Genomic DNA, 20,213 nt, shown 5'->3' on the forward strand with positions numbered 1-20,213 from the left:
ATTCGGAACGATCTGGGCTTAGGTCCGGATTTTGTACCAGTGGTGTCTTGGCTGGGTTTCTCGGTACTTGGGCGGGTGATTGATTGGCGGGTTAGATTCGGCGTGGCGGGGTGCGGGAGGGCGTACCGCTCGGGGATTGCCGCGGATCTGTGCGGAGCGGGTGAACTTGTGGATGAAGTACACGCTTCGGCGTGGGGTAAAGCCCAACAAGCGGTCCAGGGCCACGGGCTCCAGATCAACAACTACGGGCAATCGATGTCGGAGCCGGTCGCGGTGTCGATCGACTTACCGTTGGGACGTCGTGATGAACGCTATGAACTACGCGGCCGTGAGTCCCTGCTGGCAACCCTTGACCGGCACTGGCAGTCCGCCGGGGGTTCGCGGGTGCACGTGCTTTGCGGGCTTGGCGGAATAGGGAAGAGCAGAGCCGCGCTGGAGTTCGCACACATGATTCGTTCGCATGGCGTCGATGTCTGGTGGTTGACCGCTACTGACAGCGGGCAGTTGAGCGCAGGCATGCAGGCATTGGCCTACCGCATGGGAGTGCCCACACAGGATCTGAAACGTGGAGACCTGGCCGACCTGCTGTGGCAACGCCTTTCCGCGCGAGAACAGCCGTGGCTGTTGGTGGTGGATAACGCCGACGACCTTGATGTCCTTGGCGTGGCCGGGCGGAGTGTGGCCGAGGGCGTCGGGTGGATCCGGCCTGTCGATGGTGCGTCGGGCATGGTGGTGGTCACTAGCAGAGACGGTCGGCGAGCCCGTTGGGGATCGTGGAGCTCGCTGTATCCAATTGAACGCCTCAGCGAAGAAGCTGCTGTTCAGGTTCTCGTCGACTACGTCGGCCCTGATGCCGGTACCCCGGCCGAAGCCCTGGAGTTGGCGAAGCGAATGGGCTGCCTACCTTTGGGATTGCGCCTCGTCGGTTCCTACCTGGCCCGCATCCGTGACATTCCTGCCGCCTTCGCTATCGACGACGACGCGGGAGCATTGCGTTCTTTCGGCGAATACTTGGCCGCCTTGCAGGCTGGCCGAACCCGGATCGAATCCGCGGCGGCCGAAGGAGACCTGTCGCAAGAAGACGCCCAGAAGATCATCCGCTGGCCCTGGCAGCATTCCCTAACTCACCTGGAGTCGACGGGCGTGCCCTACGCCGGATCGCTGCTGACTCTGCTGGCAGTTCTGGAGGATGCCCCTATCCCCCATGAGTTGCTGCTCGTCCCCTCCCAGCTCGCTGAGATCGAGCCTTTCACCGGAATCACCGGCCCGCAGATCTGGCAAGTCCTCACCGCGCTGGCCGATTTTGGCCTAATCGAGATAGACGTCTCACGCCGTCCGCCTACAGTCCTGGTGCATCCGCTTGTGCGCGCAACGACCGGCAGCGGCGACCAGAGTCACCACGACCAATACAGGTATGTCGCCGCCGAATTGCTTTGTGCTGCGGCCCAAAGTGACGCAACCGGGAAACCTGAAGAGCCTGCCCGTTGGCCGTTGTGGCAGGCCCTCACCCCACACACCTCTCACCTCCTGCTAGTTTCGACCGCCCAGTCGCACACCGCTGACAAACCAGTCATCAAGATGACAAGAGCCGCCGATCTAGTCGCTCGGGCGCTGAGCGCTCAAGGCTTCTACCAGCAGGCCGAACGCCTTCACCACACCATTGGGCAGATCCGCGCCGCTCTCTTGGGGGCCGAGCACCCCGACATGCTGATAACCCGCCATTTGATGGCGTTTGCGGTGGCGGGGCAGGGGCGGTACCGCGAGGCGGAAGCTGAGTATCGCGCGGTATTGGAAGCCGAGGTACGACTGCTGGGGCCGGAGCACCTTGACACGTTGGCTACCCGTCATGCGGTGGCGCATGCGGTGGCGGGGCAGGGGCGGTACCGCGAGGCGGAGGCTGAGTATCGCGCGGTATTGGAAGCCGAGGTACGACTGCTGGGGGCGGAGCACCCCGAGACGCTGGCCGCACGCCATGAGGTGGCGCGCATGGTAGCGGGGCAGGGGCGGCATGGTGAGGCGGAGACTGAGTATCGTGCGGTGCTGGAGGCCAGTATTCGGGTGCTGGGGGCGGAGCACCCCGACACGCTGACCACCCGCCACGAGGTGGCGCGGCTAGTGGCGGAGCAGGGGCGGCATGGTGAGGCGGAGGCCGAGTACCGCGGGGTGCTGGAGGCCAAGGTGCGGGTGCTGGGGGCGGAGCACCCCGACACATTAGCCACCCGCCATTTGATGGCGCATACGGCGGCGGGGCAGGGGCGGTACCGCGAGGCGGTGGCTGAATATCGCGGGGTGCTGGAGGCCAAGGTGCGGGTCCTGGGGACAGAGCACCCCTCCACGGAGATTACCCGAGCGAGTCTTGCGGCATTGCTGCTCGAGCTGGGCTGACTTTTAGAAACTGAATCTTTTGACGATGGCTCGTGATCGGCGTAAGCACCCGATCTGGTCTGGTTTTGTGTCTGCGAGCGGGCTCATCTCGTGGGAATTGGCCGCTGTGTTGCGCCGAAGTTCTCGGCGATCTTCGCTGGCGCCTCCCGAGCATCCGACCGACGCTACTGGCCCGGGGCTTGCGCCAACTGCGATGCGGCCCGGGTACCTTGCCCCAGATTCGGCGTGGATGTGCGCGCCCAGGCGATCATCCAGGGGGCCCGACCCGTCTGACAGGCCGTGGATGATCTGCTGAACTCCTAGGAGTTACCTATAAAACTTGTAGGTAAAGTTCTTTATTCTGGAGCCATGACTCCCGTCATCGTGGTCGTCGGCGGCGGTGCCAGTGGGACCCTGGCCGCCGTCCACCTTCTGCACACCGCACGAACCCGCAACCTCCCCCTGCACGTCGTGCTGATCGACCGTTACGCCCGTCACGGCCTCGGTCAGGCCTACTCCACCACCGATCCCGAGCACCTCCTCAACGCCCCCGCGGCGAAGATGAGCGCCCTCAATCACGATCCGGCCGACTTCGTCAGGTGGGCCAGGGTCACGGGCTGCGAGTTCCTGCCCAGAAGGACCTACGGCCACTATCTGCGGGATGTCCTGGAGCGCGCCCAGGACGACGAACGAACGCTCCTCAAGGTCACCGGCAACGTCGTGGACGTGTCGCGGCGACGGGTGCGACTGTCCGACGGGCGCACCTACGACGCCGACGCCATCGTCCTCGCCACGGGAAACGCGGCACCCGGCCTGAAGCTGCCGGAGAAGCGATGTACCAACGACCCGTGGGCGGTGGGTGCGCTCAACGAGGTCGACAAAGGCGACGTGCTCGTCGTCGGGACCGGGCTGACCATGGTCGACATGGCGGTCACGCTCAGCCGGACGCCGGGTCGCACGGTCTACGCGGTGTCGCGGCATGGGCTGCTGCCTCGCGTACACGCGGAGAACCCTGTCACTCCCCGGCAGGTCACGCTTCCCGAAGGGCCGCTGACCCTGCGGACACTCTTCCGGGCCGTGCACGAGGAGGCCGCGCGCGGGGACTGGCGCGGGGTGGTCGACGGGCTGCGGCCGAGGGTGCCGGAGTTGTGGGCGCGGTTGCCGCTCCGGGAGCAGCGGCGGTTCCTCCTCCTGGCGGCGCGCTATTGGGAGATCCACCGGCACCGGATCCCGCCCACCACCGCCGCGAAGATCGAGAAGCTGAAGGCCGACGGGCGGCTGAAGGTGCTGAACGGGTGTGTCGACGCAGTCACCCCAGGGCCCGAAGGTGTGATGGTCCACCTCAAAGACCGCGATCTGCCCGTCTCCTGGGTGATCAACGCGACCGGCCCCGCTTCGGTCTGCGCCCGTGATCCGCTGCTGACGCGGCTCATGGGGGACGGGCTGGTGCGGGCCGACCGGCTCGGGCTCGGGCTCGACGCCGACGCGCGCGGGTGCGTCATCGACGTCACCGGGCAGGCCGACGACCGGATCGTCACCCTCGGGCCGGTGCTCAGAGGCAGCCGGTACGAGACCACGGCCATCCCCGAGATCCGAGGCCAAGCCGCGATCCTCGCTCCCCACGTCATCGACGAGGTCTGCGGCCGCCTGGTGCGGTGAGCGGCATCCGTAATGTGACGCAGATCACACCAGCTTATTGGAGGTTCACAGCGTCTTAATACTGGGGAAATCACACAATTCCAAAGGGGAAACAGTTGCCCATTTCGGGAGCTTTGCGACGAGGGGCCGTCCGATTACTCGAAAGACGTGATCGGCGGCGCGCAAGAAAAGCCCCACCGGCGGACACCCGGGAGATCCGCATTCTCCTGTTGCACGCCTACGGCATGGGCGGCACTATTCGGACCGTCTTCAACCTGGCAAGTCACCTGGCCAAAAACCATGACGTGGAGATCGTCAGTGTCGTACGGGAACTTCCCGAGCTCTTCTTCGAACCGCCACCAGGAGTAAGGATTCGTTTTCTGGACGACCGCGTCGACGGAAGAAAAGGACTGCTCAACAGATTCCGCAGCCGCCTGACGCCACCCGACGAGGCCGCCGCCCACTGGTTCACCCTGAAAACCGACATCGCGCTCGCGCGTTACATCCGAGGTCGTCGCGGGGGCGTCCTCATCGGCACCCGGCCCGCCCTGAACCTCCTGATCGCCCGATTCGCCGGGCCCGAGGTGATCACCATCGGGCAGGAGCACGCCAACCTCCCGTCCCACGGCGAGGAGACGAGTAAGCAGATCGCCCGCCGCTACGGCCGTCTCACCGCCGTGGCCACGTTGACCGAAACCGATCTGCGGTCGTACCGGAAGGCCCTGAAGAAGAAGCCGCCGGTGCACCTGGTGCGCATCCCCAACGCCGTTCCGGAGCTGAACGCCCCGCCCGCGCCGCGCACCGCGCCGGTCGCCGTGGCGATCGGGCGGCTCGCCCACGTCAAGGGCTATGACCTGCTGATCCGCGCCTGGGCCCACGTGCACAAGATCTACCCCGAGTGGGAGCTGCGCATCTACGGCAACGGCGCCCGGCACGACAAACTCGTCGAGTCGATCGAGAAGCGCGAGCTGACCGGCTGCGTGAAGCTCATGGGACCGGCCACCGACGTCGGCGCGGTGCTCGCGGAGGCCTCGATCAACGTGCTGAGCAGCCGCCGCGAGGGCATGCCGATGACCATCCTGGAGGCCATGAGCGTGGGCGTCCCGGTGGTCGCCTACGACTGCCCGACCGGGCCGGCCGAGATCATCACCGACGGTCACAACGGGCTGCTCGTCCCGGCGGGCAAGATCCACGCCATGGCCGACGCCATCGGCCGCCTCATCGCCGACCCCGGCCTGCGCACCCGACTCGCCGAGAACGGGCTGGTCACGGTCAAGGAATACGACATGAGCGCCGTCGGGCCCCAGTGGGACGACCTGCTCACCGCGTGCGCAGCGGGGTCTCCTCGGTCAGGCGGGACAGCTTCTCCGGGTTCCGAACGTAGTACATCTCCGTGATCAGGCCGTTCTCGGCGCGCATCGACAGGATGCCGTCGAGTTCGCCGTCCAGGAAGCAGCGGAAGGCCGGGGCGCCGTTGGCCTCGATCACCTCCACCGTCATGATCGGGCCGAAGGCGCGCAGGACCGCACCGTAGAAGCGGACCAGCTTCCCGGCTCCCACCAGGGGCCGGGGCATGGCCTGGATGACGCCGCCGCCGTCGGCCAGCAGGACCACGTCGGGGGCCAGCACGTCGAGCAGGCCCTGGACGTCGCCCTCGTCGATCGCGCGCTGGAAGGCCGCCATCGCGCCCTTCGTCTGCTCCCGGGTGGGCGCTCCCCGGGGGCGGCGGGCGGCGACGTGCTCGCGGGCGCGGTGGGCGATCTGCCGGACGGCCGCCGGGGTCTTGCCGACGGCCTCGGCGACCTCGGCGTAGTCGAACGCGAAGACCTCGCGGAGCACGAACACGGCCCGTTCCGTGGGGGTGAGGGTCTCCAGCACCAGCAGCATCGCGGTCGACACGCTGTCGGCCAGCTCGACGTCCTCCGCGATGTCGGGGGAGGTCAGCAGGGGTTCCGGCAGCCAGGGGCCGACATAGGTCTCCTTGCGGCGGCCGACGACGCGGAGCCTCCCGAGGGCCTGGCGGGTGGCGATCGTGACCAGGTAGGCGCGCTGGTCGCGGACCTCCGAGAGGTCCACGCCGGTCCACTTCAGCCAGGTCTCCTGCACGACGTCCTCGGCGTCGGCGGCCGAGCCGAGCAGCTCGTAGGCGACGGTGAAGAGCAGGGTGCGGTGCGCGAGGAAGGTCTCCGTAGCGGGATCGGTCATGTCCATCAGACGCCGGAAACCGCTCATTCGTGACATGTCACAGAACGCCGGTCAGAAACATCTCCTGTTCAAAACGGAAGGAGATGGCCATGAAGATCGTGGTGGTGGGGGCCGGTTACGCGGGCACGAACGCGGCGAACCTGCTCTCCAAGAAGACTCAGGCCGAGATCACGGTGGTCAACCCGCGCGGCGACTTCGTCGAGCGGATCCGGCTGCACCAGCGGGTGTCGGGCACCTCCTCGGCGCGGGCCCCGCTCACGTCGATGCTGCGCGAGGGGATCACGACCAGGATCGGCAGCGTCGAGAAGATCGGCGACGGGACCGTCACCCTCGACGACGGCACCTCGCTCGACTTCGACCACGTCGTGCTCGCCGTCGGCAGCGCCGCCGAGCCGATGCCGGGCACCCTCTCGATCGGGACCTGGGAGGGCGCGGAACAGGCCCGCACCGCCCTCGCCGACCTGCCGCCGCAGGCCGTCGTCACCGTCATCGGCGGCGGCCCGACCGGCATCGAGACCGCGGCCGAGGTGGCCGCCGCCCGGCCCGACCTGCGGGTGCGTCTCCTGGGGGCGCGCCTCGGCGCCACCCTCGGCGACGGCGCCCGCCGCCGGGTGCGCGCGGGGCTCGACCGGCTGAAGGTCGAGGTGGTGGAGAGGTCCGTCACCGCCGTGACCGGCGGAGAACTGCACTTCGGTGACGGTACGTCACTCGCCACCGACCTCACCCTCTGGGCGATCGTGGCCGGTGCCCCCGCCCTCGCCGCGAACAGCGGCTTCACCGTCAACGAAGAAGGGCGCGTCGTGGTCGACGAGTTCCTCCGCAGCGTCGACGACCCCCGGATCTTCGCGGCCGGTGACTGCGCGGCCGTCCCGGGGGCGCGGTTGTCGTGCCAGGCCTCGCAGCCTCAGGCCGCCACGGCCGCCGCCAACGTGGTGCGCGCCATCGAGGGCCGTCCGCTGGAGCCCCACGTCGTGCGGTTCGTCGCGGTCTGCATGAGCCTCGGCCGGGCCGACGCGGTGGCGCAGTTCACCCACCCCGACGACTCCCCGCGCCGGGCCTACCTGGCCGGGCGGCCGGGGGCCGTGCTCAAGGAGGGCATCTCGCGAGGCGTCAAATGGGCGGCGCGGGTGGGCGTCACGCTCTGATTCCGACTACTCGAATACATCCGACCTGTAGGCGCAGTCTTCGGGATCAACCGGTCAGAAATCCACATTGAGTCGAGGAAACATCGGATGCCAAGCCTTGTTTCCGGGGTGTTTCGATGCTATTTCCTTGACTGACCCCTCACCTGACCGGAGGATCCCGTGCGCCGAAGATTAGGCATTGCCGGATTGACCGCATTGGTCATGCTCACGGGCATGACCGCGATCATCCCGACCCAGGCGGCAGCGCTGGCGCTCCCCCCGACCGACGACCTGACGTTGTGGTACAACTCGCCGGCGACGAACTGGGAGACCCAGGCGCTGCCGATCGGCAACGGCCCGCTGGGCGCCAAACTGTTCGGCGGCGTGGCCTCCGAGCAGATCCAGTTCAACGAGAAGACCCTGTGGACCGGCGGGCCCGGCGCCTCCGGCGGCTACAACCACGGCAACTGGACCTCCCCCCGGCCGGGGGCCATCGACAACATCCAGGCCCAGATCGACCAGAGCCAGCGGATCGCGCCGCAGACCATCGCGAACGCCCTCGGCCAGGGCAAGACCAACTTCGGCTCCTACCAGACCTTCGGCGACCTGTTCCTCGACTTCGCGGGCGCCCCGACGAGCACCTCGGAGTATCGCCGCGAGCTCAGCCTGCGCGAGGCGGTCGCCCGGGTCGGCTACACGGCCGGCGGCGTCGAGTACACCCGTGAGTACTTCGCCAGCAACCCCGGCAACGTCATCGTCGCCCGCATCGCGGCCAACCAGACCGGCCGCGTCTCCTTCACGCTGCGGCACACCTCGCCGCGCAGCGACAAGACGATCACCGCCTCGAACGGCCGGTTGACCATCAAGGGCGCGCTGGCCAACAACGGCCTGAAGTTCGAGGCGCAGGTCCAGGTCGTCAACCAGGGCGGCACCCGCACCGACTCGGGCGACCGGATCACCGTCACCGGCGCCAACAGCGTGATGCTCGTGCTGTCGGCCGGGACGAACTACTCCGACGTCTACCCGACCTACCGGGGCGCCGACCCGGCGGCGGGCGTCACCTCGCGGGTCACCGCCGCCGCGGCCCAGACCTACGACGCGCTGAAGGCCGCCCACCTGGCCGACTACAAGAACCTGTTCGACCGGGTGAAGCTGAACATCGGCCAGACCAACCCGACCGTGCCGACCAACACGCTGCGGTCCAACTACACGGGCGGCTCGTCGACGGCCGACCGGGCGCTGGAGGCGATGTTCTTCGCCTACGGCCGCTACCTGCTGATCTCCTCCTCGCGGGAGAACGACATCCTCCCGGCCAACCTGCAGGGCGTGTGGAACAACGTGGTGAACCCACCCTGGGACGCCGACTACCACGTCAACATCAACCTGCAGATGAACTACTGGCCCGCCGAGCAGACCAACCTCCGCGAGACGACGAGACCCTACGACCGCTATGTGAACTCGATGGTCGCGCCGGGCCGGGTCACCGCCACGAACATGTACGGCGCCCGGGGCTGGGTCGTCAACAACGAGACCAACCCCTACGGCTTCACCGGCGTGCACAACTACCCGCAGTCGTTCTGGTTCCCCGAGGCCGCCGCCTGGACGACCCAGCACCTCTACGACAGCTACCGCTTCAACGGCGACATCAACTACCTGCGCAACACCGCCTACCCGGCGATCAAGGGCGCGGCCGAGTTCTGGCTCGACTTCCTGCACACCGACCCGCGCGACAACCGCCTCGTGGTCTCCCCGTCGTACTCCCCGGAGAACGGCGACTTCTCGGCCGGTGCGTCGATGTCGCAGCAGATCGTGCGTGAGGTCTTCACCAACGCCCTGGCCTCGGCCCGCGCGCTGAACGTCGACACCTCGCTCCAGGCCGAGCTCACCACCGCGCTGTCCCGCCTCGACCCGGGCCTGCGCATCGGCCGCTGGGGCCAGCTCCAGGAGTGGAAGACCGACTGGGACTCCCAGACCGACACCCACCGCCACGTCTCCCACCTGTTCGCCCTGCACCCGAGCAACCAGATCCTCCCGGGTACGGCCGAGGCCAATGCGGCCCGCGTCTCGCTGAACGCGCGCGGCGACGGCGGCACCGGCTGGTCGAAGGCGTGGAAGATCAACTTCTGGGCACGTCTCCTCGACGGCAACCGGGCGCACAAGCTGCTGTCGGAGCAGCTGAAGACGTCCACGCTCGACAACCTGTGGGACACCCACCCGCCGTTCCAGATCGACGGCAACTTCGGCGCGACCTCCGGTGTCGCCGAGATGCTCGTGCAGAGCCAGCACGACACCGTGCACGTGCTGCCCGCCCTGCCCTCCACCTGGGCCAACGGCTCGGTCACGGGCCTGAAGGCGCGTGGCGACATCACCGTCGACACGACCTGGAAGTCGGGCGCGGCCGAGACGATCGTGCTGAAGACCGCGCGGACCGCCCCGATCAAGGTCCGCACCGCGGCCGCCACGGGCACCTACTCGGTCAAGGACGAGACCGGCGCGACCGTCACCGCCACCCGGACCGGCGACACGCTGGCCTGGTCGGCGACCGCAGGCAAGACGTACACGATCAGTTTCACCACCACCGGCGGCGGCACCACGCAGACCGTCGAGGGTGAGGCGTTCACCTCGCAGTCGGGTGTCCAGCCCGCCGGTCACACCACCGCCAGCGGCGGCCAGACCGTCGGCTACATCGACAACGGCGACTGGGCGGCCTACTCGCAGATCAGCTCGGCGGGCCTGCGCACCTTCAGCGCCCGCGTCTCCTCGGGCGGCCCCGGTGGGACGATCACCATCAGGGCGGGTTCCCAGACCGGAACCGTGCTCGGCACGGTGGCGGTCGCGCCCACCGGAAGCTGGGACACCTTCACCACGGTGTCCACGACCCTGACCGGAACCGGTTCCGGGCCTTTGTATCTGGTCTTCAGCGGCGGCTCGGGCAGCCTGCTCGACGTCGACACCATCACCGTCGGCACCACCGGCGGCACCGGCCCGCAACCGCAGACCGTGCAGGGTGAGGCCTGGACCTCGATGAGCGGCGTGCAGCAGGCCGACCACCCGAGCGCCCAGGGCGGCTTCTCGGTCGGCTACATCGACAACGGCGACTGGACGGCCTACTCGGGCGTCAACACCTCGGGCCTGCGCACCTTCAGCGCCCGCGTGAGTTCGGCCGGAGCAGGCGGCACCATCCAGGTGCGGTCGGGATCCCAGACGGGGACGCTGCTGGGCTCGGTCGCGGTCGCCCCGACGGGAGGCTGGGACACCCACGTGACGGTCTCCACGACGTTGACGGGTTCGGCCTCCGGCCCGCTCTTCCTAGTGTTCACCGGGGGTAGTGGCTCACTCTTTGATGTCGACTCGTTCACCGTGTCGGCATAAAGCGCTCGAAGGGGACGCGGACTCGTTCCGCGGTGTCGACTCAGCGCGCTCGAAGGAGATGCGTATTCGTTCACCGCGTCGGCCCGGCGCTCCTGAAAAGCGTGTGTGGCTGATCCGGCGCCGGGGCGGCGAGTGGCTTCCCCGGCGTGATCGGCGCAGGTGAGCGGTGCATAACGTGAAAGGGCGTCCTTCCCCGTGGGAAGGACGCCCTTTCCTTTGAAATCAGCTTTCGGTACGGACCAGCTCGGGCTTGAAGGCGATGATCAGGCCGAGCGTCGTGTAGCCGATGAGCAGGTGGCTCGCGGCGACGAGGTTGCCGACCTCCGGGCCGAGGATGCCCATGCTGGGGATCGAGACGACGGCCCAGCTCTCGGCGACCATGGGCCAGAAGCGGGCCAGGCCGCGCCAGCGACCGGCGAAGGCGACCTTGACGCCGATCACGAACATGCCGAGCATCGACAGCGGCCAGAAGACGTCGAGGATCGCCAGCCAGGCGGCGTCCCGCTGGTCGGGCAGGACGGCGTGCAGCAGGCTCCACGTCATGGCCGGGACCAGCAGCACCCGCTCGACCTGAAGCATGATCCGGGCGGTCCGGGAGGTGCCGGTCGCCTGGGTGCGGATCATGATCGCCAGCAGGCACAGCAGCCCGGCCTGGAAGATCAGGGAGCTCAGGTCGGTGAGCATCCACGCGAGGTCGGTGGTCGGCTGGAAGCCGTAGACGAAGCTGAACGCCGACCAGATCAGCGCACCGGACGACATGCCCAGGGCGAGCCGGCGGATCGTGGTGTCGGACATGGTGGTGGGAGCGGGGGTGGCGGTGAGGGTCATCGTCAGGTCCTTCGGGTCTTGGGGGGCGGATCCACTTCGCGGGCCACAGCGGGCCTTCAGCGCTCCGGGGGAACGATGAGAATCCTGCGGACCGAACGGCCTGGGCCGTCAGGGCGTGGTGTCCCGTTTCGGGGGCCCAGGCGGGGCCGGGTACAAACAGGACACGAGTCCTAGGGACTTCTCTGACCTGCTGCGGCAGACTTTGCAGGTGCGTAAGCCGACACCGGGGCCGGTGCTTCTGGCGGTCGCGGTGACGGCGCTGCCTCCCGCGGCCCTCATCGACATGCGGGTGCCCGCGGACCACCGCGCCGTGCTGCTCCTCCAGCCGGGCGCCTTCGACTCGCTGGCCGGGATCGCGCTCGCGGCGGCCGGGATGATCGTGCTGTCCCGGTTCCCGCGGCACGCCCTCGGGCTGCTGCTGTCGTTCTTCGGCGCCTGGTGGTCGATCGACGGGCTGGCGTCGTCGTGGCTGGCGTACTCGACGCTCGAAGGGCTGCCCGGCGGTTCGGCCGCCTTCTTGGTCTACCAGCGGTTCGGCGCGGGCCTGCTGCTCATGTTGCCGCTGCTCCTGCTGCTGTTCCCCGACGGCAGGCTGCCGTCGGGCCGGTGGCGGGTGGTCTCGCTCGCCAGCCTGGCCCTGACCGCGCTGCTGCCGCTGGCCCTGGTCTCCGCACCGTCGCAGATCGCCCAGGCCACCTCGGAGCCGGGCCCCATCCCGGCGCCGTTGCGGGGTCTCAACCTCGACCTGCTCTACCTCCCGTTCCCCGACGAGGTCTGGACCGTCGTGCTGCGGGTGGCCCAGTTCGGCGTGCCGCTCAGCCTGGTCGCGCCGTTCGTGGTGGTCGTCCGGCGCTATCGCGGGTCGGCCGGGATCGACCGGATGCGGCTGCGCTGGCTGGTGTGGGCGGGCGTGGTCGACCTCATGAGCGTGCTGACGTTCCGGCTGCTCCCGCACTCGTGGACGGCCCTGGGCCTGACCGTCGGGGTGGTCCTCACGGCCGCCGCTGTGGCGATCGGCATCGTCCGGCCCGACCTGGTCGACGTCGACCGGCTGCTCGGCGGGACCGTCGTGTACGCCCTGCTGCTCGCGGTGACGTTCGTGCTCGACCTGGTCGTGCTGGGGAGCGTCGGGCAGTATCTCGGCTCGCGCCTGAACGACGGAGAACGCCTGGTCATCGCGGTGTTCGCGGTCGCGATCGCCTACGCGCAACTCCGCGGCAGGTTGTGGCGGCTGGTCCGCCGCTGGGTGATGGGCGACCGCGACGACCCTTATCACGTGGTCTCCGGCCTGGCCGAACGGCTCGAAGCGACCGACGACACCGAGGCGCAGCTCCTCACGCTGGCCCGTACGGTCAGGAAGGCGTTCCGGTCCTCGTACGTCGGCGTCGAGATCACCGACGCGCTGCTCGTCGAAGACGGCGAACGCCCCGCCGAGACCCGGGCGCTCCCCATCGCCTACCGGGGCGAACGCATCGGCCGGCTGGTGCTGCCCGCGAGGGTCACCCGCCCGACCTCCGGCGACGAACGCCTGCTGGCCGACGTGATCCGGCAGGCCGCGGCGGCGGCGAGGGCCGTCCACCTGGCCGAGGAACTGCAACGCGGCCGGGAGAGAATCGTCTCGGCCGTCGAGGACGAACGGCGCCGCCTGCGCCGCGAACTCCACGACGGCCTCGGGCCGACCCTGGCCGCGGTGGCCGCCCGCATCGACATGGCCAGGATCACCGCCCGCCGCTCCGGCGACGACGCCGACCAGATCCTCGGCCAGGCCAGACAGGAGCTCACCGGCCTGCTCGCCGAGGTCAGACGCCTGGTCCACGGCCTGCGCCCACCCGCCCTCGACGACGTCGGCCTGGTAGGCGCCATCCGCCAGCTCGGCCCCGGCCTGACCATGCGGGTGGAGGAACACGGCGACCTGACCGGGCTCCCCGCAGCGGTCGAGGTGGCCGCCTACCGGATCGCCGCCGAGGCGATCACCAACGTCCGCCGCCACGCCCAGGCCACCACCTGCGTGGTCACCCTGACCCGCGCGAACGGCGTCCTGGACGTCGAGATCACCGACGACGGCGTGGGCCTCACCCCCGGCGCGGCGACCGGCGTGGGCCTGGTCTCCATGCGCGAACGCGCCGCCGAACTGGGCGGCACCTGCGTGATCGCCCCCGCCGAACCGAGTGGCACCCGGGTCCTGACCCGCCTGCCCGCCCGAGACGAGGTGACCGTATGACCATCAAAGTCCTGGTCGTGGACGACCACCCGGTCTTCCGCGAGGGCTTCGCCGCCCTGCTCGGCAGCATCGACGACATCGACGTCACCGGCACTGCCTCCAACGGCGTCGAAGCCGTGGCGAAGGTCCTCGACCTCCGCCCCGACGTCGTCGTCATGGACGTCTCGATGCCAGAAATGGACGGCATCGAGGCCACCCGCCGCGTCCTGGCCGAACGCCCCGAGACCGGCGTGGTCGTCCTGACCATGTCGGAGGAGGACGGCACCATCTTCGACGCCCTCAGAGCGGGCGCACGCGGCTACCTGCTGAAGGGCGCCGAACCCGACGAGGTCGTCCGCGCCATCACCACCGTGGCCGGAGGCGGAGTGGTCTTCGGCGCGGTGTTGGCCACCCGCATCGCCGACTTCCTCGGCCCCCGCCCCGTGGAGACGTCCGGCGAGACCTTCCCGACCCTGACGGCCAGAGAACGCGAGGTCCTGGACCTGGTCGCAGGCGGCCTGTCGAACACCCAGATCGCCACCCGCCTCTTCCTGTCGCAGAAGACGGTCAGAAACCACGTGTACGCCGTCATGACCAAACTCCAGGCGGCCGACCGAGCCGAGGCCATCATCCGAGCAAGGGACGCCGGCCTCGGCCGTTAGTCCCGCTCCTCCCACGGGTTCTCCACGCGGGCACCCGTTCGGGCCAGATGCCGGATGTTCCGGGTGGCGAGCGTCCAGTCGTTGGCCAGCGCGGTCGCACCGATCAGGGCGTCGGGCGGGTCGATGCTCGTACCGGCGCTCTTGAGCGTCTTGTGGACGGTCAGATATGCCGCTGCCTCCCGTTCGCCGATCGAGGCGATCCGGTCCTGGTAGTCGACCCGGATCTGGGCCAATGCCTGGCCGTACCGGGCCGCCCGCAGGGGATCGGTGACGGCGGCGACACCCGCTTCGATTTCGGCGATGGTGAGGACGCTCAGGTAGAGATTCGGCCGGGGGATCGCCCGGAACCAGGCGACGACGTTCGGGTCAGGCTTCGGTCTCGTCGTGAGCTCGGCCACCACATTGGTGTCGAGGAGGTAGATCACTCGGCCTCCGGCCGCTCGTCGTAGGAGCGACCCCCGAAGTCCAGGTCCTCGAACGGAGTCGAGAGGAGGAACTCCTCGAAGCCGTCGTTGGCGAGCGCAGCCCAACGCGTGAGCATCGATTCCAGTTCGGAAATGTCGGTTTCGGCCAGCTCGGTGTCGAAGTGGGCAAGCTGGTCGTCGGGCAAGGCGGCGCGGATCTCCCGGATGGTCCGCAGGGGATGCGTGTCATCTGGACGAGCCGGAAATGGGAACATCTCCTTTGCGGTCATGGTCCCTCCTTCCTCCTGAAGTTTACGTGGCAGGGCCGACGCGGAGCTCGGGGAACCGTTCGAGCCACAGGGTTCGGACCCTCGGTGGCAGGACCAGGTCGGGCCAGACCTCGCGCAGGATCGTGGCGTTCAGGTGCCGCCGAAGGTCGTCGGGGGTGGCGCTCTCTCGGATCACCCGTGTGTACAGCAGTCGTACATCGGAGATCTGGTCGAGGTGGTAGAGGCGCTCCGGGCCCCAGTCGAGGTGCCGGGGGAGCTCGATGGTGCCGGTCGGCGGTCCGTCGAGCTCCTCCAGCGTCGCGGGGACGACGTAGGGCCGGAGCACTCCGTATCCCACCCGGTTTCACCAGCGGTTGGCGACCTGGGGGGCGATCAGTTCGTCGTAGATCTCGTTGATCGCGGCCAGGGTCTCGCTTCTCAGGGGCGCGAGATCCGCGGCGGCGGAGTTCGAACGGGCCTGGCCCGGGTTGCTGGCGCCCGGAATGATAGCGCTCACACCCGGCTGGTCGATGATCCAGCGCAGCGCGAACTGGGCCATCGTGGCGCCGTCGGGGATGAGCGGGTTCAGGCGGCGGACGGCCTCCAGGCCCGTCTCGTAGTCGACGCCCGAGAAGGTCTCGCCGACGTCGAAGGCGGCGCCGTGGCGGTTGTAGTTGCGGTGGTCGTTCTCCGGGAAGGTGGTGCCCGAGTCGTACCGGCCGGAAAGAAGACCGCTGGCGAGCGGGACCCGGGCGATGATGCCGACGCCGGCCTTCTGGGCGGCGGGGAGCACTTCGGCGAGCGGGCCGAGGCGGAGCATGTTCAGGATGATCTGGACGCTGGCCACCCCCGGACGCGCGATCGCGGCCAGCGCCTCTTCGCGGGTCTCGACGCTGACCGCGTAGTTCTTCATGCGGCCCTCGGCGACCAGGGTGTCGAGGGCGTCGAAGACCTCGTCGGTCGAGTAGACCGGCGTGGGCGGGCAGTGGAGCTGGACCAGGTCGAGGGTGTCGACGCCCAGGTTCTGGCGCGAACGGTCGTTCCAGGCGCGGAAGTTGTCGATGTTGTAGTGCTCGGGGAGCTGCTCGACCCGGCGGCCCATCTTGGTGGCGACCAGGATGCCGGGGTGGTCCTTGATGAAGCGGCCGATGATCTGCTCGCTGCGGCCGTCGCCGTAGACGTCGGCCGTGTCGAAGAAGTCGACGCCGGTCTCGACGGCGGCCTCCAGGACGGCGAAAGCGGTCTCCTCGCTGACGTCGCCCCAGTCGGCGCCGAGCTGCCAGGTGCCGAGGCCGACGACCGATACGTCGCGACCGGTGCGGCCCAGTGTGCGGTGTTCCACGGATGTCCTTCCATAACGGAATCTGCAGCACTGAGACTAGTCACCCGAGATCAGGGCCTCGGCCTCCAGGACGTCCCTGACCACGTGATCCGCCGGAGAGTCACGGGGTTCCGGGGTGACCCAGATCGTGCGGAGCCCGGCGGCGCGGCCTCCGTCGACGTCGGCGACCGGGTTGTCGCCCACCATCCAGCCGCCCCCGGCCAGTGTCGCCCCGCATCGGGTGGCGGCGATCTCGAACAGGGCGGCGTCGGGTTTCCTGATGCCCTCGACGCCGGAGAGGGCGTATCCGTCGACCGCCTCCGCCAGGCCGGTGGCCCTGAGCTTTCCGAGCTGGTTGTCGGCGGTGCCGTTGGTCACGATGCCGACCTTCCAGCCCTGGGCTCTCAGGCGGGCCAGCATGGCGAGCACCTCGGGGCGGCACTCGACCAGGTGGGGCATCCGGGCGCGGTAGGCGGCCCACAGGTCGTCGGAGGATTCGCCGAGGTCGAAGTGGTATTTGATCCAGCGGAACATCAGGTCGCGGTGGGGGATGTCCAGGTCCATGATCCACCGCAGGCCCTCATCCCCGAGGTCGTGGGTCGCGGTGAACTCGGCGGCCCAGGTGCCGAAGGCCCCGTCGAGGTCGATGAGCGTGTTGTCCAAGTCGAAAAGGACGAGCCGTTGCACGCGGCTGACTCTATAGAGGCGACACGGCACGGCGCGCGGCCAAAGATGATCACGTTCGCCGGACCACGGGGCCCGGCGTGGACGTGAGGAATGATCGATGAGCTGGGTTCTCGCCGCTTTGCTACCGATGATCGTGCCCGGGATGCCGACCCTCGCCGAGGCGGCCAATCAGCTCGGCGCGCTGGAGGTGGCCGAGGAGCGCAACGCGTCCACCTATGACCGGGTGCTGTTCCCGCATTGGGCGACGGTGGAGGGCACGTGCAACGCCAGGGAGACCGTGCTCAAGCGCGACGGCGTGAACGTCGTCACCGACGCGGGGTGCCGGGCGACCTCCGGCTCGTGGCACAGCCCCTACGACGGCGGCATCTGGACGCTTCAGTCGGACGTCGACATCGACCACATGGTCCCGCTCAAGGAGGCCTGGCGGTCGGGCGCCTGGGCCTGGACGACCGAACGCCGCAAGCAGTTCGCCAACGATCTCACGGGGCCGCAGCTCTGGGCGGTGACCGACAACGTCAACCAGGCCAAGGGCGACAAGGACCCGTCGGTCTGGCGGCCGCCGCTGCGGGAGTTCTGGTGTGAGTACGCCAAGTCGTGGATCGCCGTGAAGCACGCGTACTCGCTCTCGATCCAGCCCGCGGAGAAGGCGGCGCTCCTGGACATGCTGCTCACCTGCTGAGGCAACGACTCGGAAAAATGGCTTCAAACCACCACGAAACGGTTGTTAGTTTCGCAAGAAGGAGGTGGTGGTCATGGCCAGCGCCCGGGACATCAAGAACGAGTGTTTCGCGGCCTACAACCGGCACGATGTCGACGAGATCGTGCATCGCTACTCACCCGACGGGGTGTTGCTCACTCCCACGGGACTCCAGGAGGGGCGCGAGCAGATCGGCTGGTACTACTCGCACTGGTTCGAGGCCTTCTCCGACCTGCACGTCACCCCGTGGAACATGCCCACGCTCGACGATCCGGCCGTCACCGAGTTCACGATCACCGGCACCCATGACGGGCCGTTCCTGCTCAACGAGGGGGAACTGCCCGCCACGGGGCGGCGGATCGCGCTGCGCGGGGCGTCGATCTGCACGATCGAGGACGGCAAGGTCGTCACCGACCGCGACTACTACGACCAGCTGGAGCTCTACAGCCAGCTCGGTCTGTCCGTCGGCGTCTCGGTCGCCTAGGCGGTGGGCACCGCGGGCTTGCGCGCCTCGACGACCAGGGGGAACGGGCGAGGGTAGGGCGCGCCCACGCCGAACTGACCGGCCAGGGTGTCGGCGAACGCCGCGGCGATGCGCAGTTCGCCCTGGCCGTTGGGGTGGGTGCCGTCCCAGGTGTGGGCCGAGGCGACGAACTCGGCGTGGGTGGCGGCGATGACGATCGGGGAGCGCTCGGTCGTCATGTCGACCGTCGTCAGGATCAACCGGCGGTTGAACTCCGACACGCGGGCGTTGAACTCGGGGTCGACGGACGCCTTGTGGGTGTCGAGGACCGTCCCGAGGACGATCTTCACGTCGTGGTTGCCGGTTCTGGCGTTGGAGATGAAGGCGCGCAGGTTGGCCTCGTTCTGGTCGGCGGAGTGGCCGTACCAGAACAGGTCGTTGATCCCCAGCAGGACCAGCAGGTATTGGGGGCGGTGCGCCGCCACCTTCTGGGCGATCTCCGCCATCTCCAGGCAGTAGGGGCGGCCCCACTGGGCGTTGTGGTCGGGGTCGAAATCGGGGTCGGCGTAGGTGTCGTCGCCGTCGCCGGCCTCGGGGGTGGCGATGGCGTCGAGGTCGTTGCGGGGGCCGACGAAGTCGAGGGTGACGTCGTGGTGCTTGAGGTGTTTGAAGAGCCGGTAGCGCCAGGTCCAGTCGCCGCTGCTGCCGTGGCTGATCGAGTCTCCGACGATCATCATGGTGACAACACTCATAATGACTGAATGTAGTCGTGTGAACACGATTCGTCATTCGGGAGTTGTGATGCTGCCACTGCACATGCGCCGCGAAGAGTTCGACCCGCACCCCGACCTGGCCGGGCTGCTCGGGCGGGAGGGGCTCGTGAAGGTGCCCCTGCCCTACGGCGGGCCCGAAGCGTGGCTGGTCACGCGCTACGACGAGGTCCGCGACGTGCTGCGCGACACCGAGACCTTCAGCAACGCCGAGGGCATGCACATCCGCCTGCCCGAACTGCCGGAGGTCACCCCGGAGGAGCTCGCCCAGATGCGCTCGGGCGCGATGCTCATGATGGACCCGCCCGAGCACACCCGGCTGAGGCGGATGCTGACCCCCGAGTTCACGATGCGCCGGATCCGGCGGCTGGAGCCCCGCATCACCGAGATCGTCGACGACCACCTCGACGCGATGGAGGTCAAGGGGCCGCCGGCCGACCTGGTGACCGATTTCGCCACGCCGATCCCGTCGCTGGTCATCTGCGAACTGCTGGGCGTCCCCTATGCCGACCGGGAGGCGTTCCAGGCCCGTACCGCCACGCTCATGGACCTGTCGCGGACGCACGAGGAGCGGACCGTCGCGCAGAAGGAGGCCCGCGCCTACATGGCCGACCTGGTCGCCCGGCACCTGGCGACCCCCGGCGACGACCTGCTGGGCATGCTCATCAGGGAACACGACGTCGAGGTCGACGAGCTCATCGGGATCGGCGGGCTGCTGCTGATCGCCGGGCACGAGACGACCGCCAACATGCTGGCCCTGGGCACCCTCGCGCTGCTGCGCAACCCCGGCCAGCTCGCCCGCCTGCGCGACCACGTCGACGGCGCCGTCGAGGAGCTCCTGCGCTACCTCAGCATCATCCACTCGGGCGTCGTGAAGGTCGCCACCCGCGACGTCGTGCTGTCGGGCACGCCGATCGCCGCGGGCGAGGTCGTGATGGTCTCGCTCCCGGCGGCCAACCGCGACCCCGCGCTCGTCGCCGACCCCGATCGCCTGGACATCGGCCGCGACCATCCCGCGCACGTCGCCTTCGGCTACGGCGCGCACCACTGCCTCGGGGCGCCGCTGGCCCGGCTGGAGCTGCAGATCGCCTTCCCCGCCCTGTTCGCCCGGTTCCCGGGCCTGCGCGAGGCGGGCCCGGCCGGGTTCCGTTCCCACCATTTCGTGTACGGCCTCACGACGCTCCCCGTGGCTTGGTAGGGAGCGCCGCG

The 20,213-nt window shown here is 68.8% G+C and carries 18 protein-coding genes; 10 read left to right on the forward strand and 8 right to left on the reverse strand.

Annotated elements, in window-relative coordinates; genetic code table 11:
• Positions 1–168 precede the first annotated feature (168 nt).
• The 3 genes from ACYQ78_RS16305 (at position 169) to ACYQ78_RS16315 (ending at position 5,399) form a co-directional block, all read left to right on the forward strand.
• A complete protein-coding gene (locus tag ACYQ78_RS16305; protein ID WP_459801662.1) occupies positions 169–2,385 on the forward strand; it encodes a tetratricopeptide repeat protein in 2,217 nt (738 codons plus the stop codon).
• 348 nt (positions 2,386–2,733) lie between these two features.
• A complete protein-coding gene (locus tag ACYQ78_RS16310) occupies positions 2,734–4,023 on the forward strand; it encodes an FAD/NAD(P)-binding protein (protein ID WP_459801663.1) in 1,290 nt (429 codons plus the stop codon).
• 284 nt (positions 4,024–4,307) lie between these two features.
• Positions 4,308–5,399, forward strand: a complete 1,092-nt coding sequence (locus ACYQ78_RS16315) for a glycosyltransferase family 4 protein (RefSeq protein WP_459801664.1) — start codon at positions 4,308–4,310, stop codon at positions 5,397–5,399.
• Here the strand turns inward: ACYQ78_RS16315 and ACYQ78_RS16320 are convergent.
• The gene (locus tag ACYQ78_RS16320) at positions 5,323–6,207 is read right to left on the reverse strand and encodes an RNA polymerase sigma-70 factor (RefSeq protein ID WP_459801665.1); all 885 of its coding nucleotides are present in this window, start codon (positions 6,205–6,207) and stop codon (positions 5,323–5,325) included. The two genes, ACYQ78_RS16315 and ACYQ78_RS16320, sit on opposite strands and share 77 nt — an antisense overlap.
• 89 nt (positions 6,208–6,296) lie before the next feature.
• Between ACYQ78_RS16320 and ACYQ78_RS16325 the strand changes: the two genes are divergently transcribed.
• Together ACYQ78_RS16325 and ACYQ78_RS16330 are read left to right on the forward strand one after the other, a co-directional pair.
• Positions 6,297–7,352 carry an NAD(P)/FAD-dependent oxidoreductase gene (locus ACYQ78_RS16325; protein WP_459801666.1) on the forward strand — a complete coding sequence of 352 codons (1,056 nt, stop codon included), beginning with the start codon at positions 6,297–6,299 and terminating at the stop codon, positions 7,350–7,352.
• 213 nt (positions 7,353–7,565) lie between these two features.
• The gene (locus tag ACYQ78_RS16330; protein WP_459801667.1) at positions 7,566–10,703 is read left to right on the forward strand and encodes a glycosyl hydrolase family 95 catalytic domain-containing protein; all 3,138 of its coding nucleotides are present in this window, start codon (positions 7,566–7,568) and stop codon (positions 10,701–10,703) included.
• 222 nt (positions 10,704–10,925) lie between these two features.
• Here the strand turns inward: ACYQ78_RS16330 and ACYQ78_RS16335 are convergent, their stop codons facing one another.
• A complete protein-coding gene (locus tag ACYQ78_RS16335; RefSeq protein WP_459801668.1) occupies positions 10,926–11,531 on the reverse strand; it encodes a hypothetical protein in 606 nt (201 codons plus the stop codon).
• A 208-nt stretch (positions 11,532–11,739) separates the two neighbouring features.
• On the opposite strand from ACYQ78_RS16335, the gene ACYQ78_RS16340 reads away from it, so the two are divergent.
• Together ACYQ78_RS16340 and ACYQ78_RS16345 are read left to right on the forward strand one after the other, a co-directional pair.
• Entirely contained in the window at positions 11,740–13,752 is a 2,013-nt protein-coding gene (locus ACYQ78_RS16340; protein ID WP_459801669.1) for a sensor histidine kinase, read from the forward strand.
• Positions 13,749–14,393, forward strand: a complete 645-nt coding sequence (locus ACYQ78_RS16345; RefSeq protein WP_459801670.1) for a response regulator — start codon at positions 13,749–13,751, stop codon at positions 14,391–14,393. The genes ACYQ78_RS16340 and ACYQ78_RS16345 overlap by 4 nt, the downstream gene beginning before the upstream one ends.
• On the opposite strand, the gene ACYQ78_RS16350 is transcribed toward ACYQ78_RS16345, so the two are convergent.
• Genes ACYQ78_RS16350 through ACYQ78_RS16370 form a run of 5 tightly spaced genes read right to left on the reverse strand, consistent with a single transcriptional unit; the run spans position 14,390 to position 17,074 of the window.
• Positions 14,390–14,818 (reverse strand): PIN domain-containing protein, encoded by a 429-nt coding sequence (locus ACYQ78_RS16350; protein ID WP_459801671.1) that lies wholly within the window; start codon positions 14,816–14,818, stop codon positions 14,390–14,392. The genes ACYQ78_RS16345 and ACYQ78_RS16350 overlap by 4 nt on opposite strands.
• A complete protein-coding gene (locus ACYQ78_RS16355) occupies positions 14,815–15,087 on the reverse strand; it encodes a hypothetical protein (RefSeq protein WP_459801672.1) in 273 nt (90 codons plus the stop codon). Before ACYQ78_RS16355 ends, ACYQ78_RS16350 begins: the two co-directional genes overlap by 4 nt.
• Positions 15,088–15,109: 22 nt before the next feature.
• Positions 15,110–15,424, reverse strand: a complete 315-nt coding sequence (locus tag ACYQ78_RS16360; RefSeq protein ID WP_459801673.1) for a hypothetical protein — start codon at positions 15,422–15,424, stop codon at positions 15,110–15,112.
• 6 nt (positions 15,425–15,430) lie between these two features.
• On the reverse strand, positions 15,431–16,408 hold the full coding sequence (locus ACYQ78_RS16365) for an aldo/keto reductase (protein WP_459801674.1): 978 nt from the start codon (positions 16,406–16,408) through the stop codon (positions 15,431–15,433).
• A 36-nt stretch (positions 16,409–16,444) separates the two neighbouring features.
• A complete protein-coding gene (locus ACYQ78_RS16370) occupies positions 16,445–17,074 on the reverse strand; it encodes an HAD family hydrolase (RefSeq protein WP_459801675.1) in 630 nt (209 codons plus the stop codon).
• 97 nt (positions 17,075–17,171) lie between these two features.
• Between ACYQ78_RS16370 and ACYQ78_RS16375 the strand changes: the two genes are divergently transcribed.
• A complete protein-coding gene (locus ACYQ78_RS16375; protein ID WP_459801676.1) occupies positions 17,172–17,753 on the forward strand; it encodes an HNH endonuclease family protein in 582 nt (193 codons plus the stop codon).
• Positions 17,754–17,826: 73 nt separating this feature from the next.
• Entirely contained in the window at positions 17,827–18,255 is a 429-nt protein-coding gene (locus ACYQ78_RS16380) for an ester cyclase (protein WP_459801677.1), read from the forward strand.
• Here ACYQ78_RS16380 and ACYQ78_RS16385 read toward each other — a convergent pair.
• Entirely contained in the window at positions 18,252–18,971 is a 720-nt protein-coding gene (locus ACYQ78_RS16385; RefSeq protein ID WP_459801678.1) for a GDSL-type esterase/lipase family protein, read from the reverse strand. The two genes, ACYQ78_RS16380 and ACYQ78_RS16385, sit on opposite strands and share 4 nt — an antisense overlap.
• A gap of 64 nt (positions 18,972–19,035) precedes the next feature.
• Here ACYQ78_RS16385 and ACYQ78_RS16390 point away from each other — a divergent pair, with 64 nt between their 5' ends.
• Entirely contained in the window at positions 19,036–20,202 is a 1,167-nt protein-coding gene (locus tag ACYQ78_RS16390; protein ID WP_459801679.1) for a cytochrome P450, read from the forward strand.
• Positions 20,203–20,213 lie beyond the last annotated feature (11 nt).

The sequence above is a fragment of the Herbidospora sp. RD11066 genome (assembly GCF_054661255.1).

What these genes read in the sequence shown, in the direction of transcription:
- ACYQ78_RS16310 (WP_459801663.1), top strand. Translation starts at nt 2,734, where the DNA reads ATGACTCCCGTCATCGTGGTCGTCGGCGGCGGTGCCAGTGGGACCCTG.
- ACYQ78_RS16320 (WP_459801665.1), bottom strand. Translation starts at nt 6,207, where the DNA reads ATGACCGATCCCGCTACGGAGACCTTCCTCGCGCACCGCACCCTGCTC.
- ACYQ78_RS16325 (WP_459801666.1), top strand. Translation starts at nt 6,297, where the DNA reads ATGAAGATCGTGGTGGTGGGGGCCGGTTACGCGGGCACGAACGCGGCG.
- ACYQ78_RS16330 (WP_459801667.1), top strand. Translation starts at nt 7,566, where the DNA reads ATGACCGCGATCATCCCGACCCAGGCGGCAGCGCTGGCGCTCCCCCCG.
- ACYQ78_RS16335 (WP_459801668.1), bottom strand. Translation starts at nt 11,531, where the DNA reads ATGACCCTCACCGCCACCCCCGCTCCCACCACCATGTCCGACACCACG.
- ACYQ78_RS16345 (WP_459801670.1), top strand. Translation starts at nt 13,749, where the DNA reads ATGACCATCAAAGTCCTGGTCGTGGACGACCACCCGGTCTTCCGCGAG.
- ACYQ78_RS16355 (WP_459801672.1), bottom strand. Translation starts at nt 15,087, where the DNA reads ATGACCGCAAAGGAGATGTTCCCATTTCCGGCTCGTCCAGATGACACG.
- ACYQ78_RS16375 (WP_459801676.1), top strand. Translation starts at nt 17,172, where the DNA reads ATGAGCTGGGTTCTCGCCGCTTTGCTACCGATGATCGTGCCCGGGATG.
- ACYQ78_RS16380 (WP_459801677.1), top strand. Translation starts at nt 17,827, where the DNA reads ATGGCCAGCGCCCGGGACATCAAGAACGAGTGTTTCGCGGCCTACAAC.
- ACYQ78_RS16385 (WP_459801678.1), bottom strand. Translation starts at nt 18,971, where the DNA reads ATGATGATCGTCGGAGACTCGATCAGCCACGGCAGCAGCGGCGACTGG.
- ACYQ78_RS16390 (WP_459801679.1), top strand. Translation starts at nt 19,036, where the DNA reads ATGCTGCCACTGCACATGCGCCGCGAAGAGTTCGACCCGCACCCCGAC.